Below are 457 nucleotides of genomic sequence, written 5' to 3' on the forward strand. Positions count from 1 at the left end.
GTCCTCGCCCTGCGCGTGGCGCGGGCGGGGCGGGCAGTCGCTGGCGTCGGCGACCTCCACCCGGACCGTCCCGGCCGCGCCGGAGGCCCCGGACCCGCCGAACAGCATCCGGAGCACCGCCGGGCAGCCCGTATGGACGACCGCGTTGGTGACCAGCTCCGAGATCAGCAGGATGAGCGTCTCCGCGAGCGGCTCGTCATCCCCTATCCCCGATCCGACCAGGCGCGACCGCGCCCACCTACGGGCCCGTCCCACCTCTGCGGGATCGGGACCGACCTCCAGCTGAACCTGAAGCACCTGCACCGCTCACACCATCCGAACCGGCGGACACATCGCCTCGCGCCTCCTCAGGGTCACGGAACGTGATTCCCTTACGCGACAGCATGGTTGACGTACAGTCACCGCAACAAGCGCTTCGGGCATATTCCAGCGCGAAGGAGTACGCGTGGTGCATACT

General features: G+C 69.4%; 1 pseudogene. It reads right to left on the minus strand.

The window, feature by feature from the left end:
* Nucleotides 1-303 (minus strand): annotated as a pseudogene (locus tag RNB18_RS51850) (ATP-binding protein); the annotation flags it as partial.
* Nucleotides 304-457 lie beyond the last annotated feature (154 nt).

The sequence above is a fragment of the Streptomyces doebereineriae genome, from assembly GCF_031845645.1.
Classification (GTDB): domain Bacteria; phylum Actinomycetota; class Actinomycetes; order Streptomycetales; family Streptomycetaceae; genus Streptomyces; species Streptomyces canus.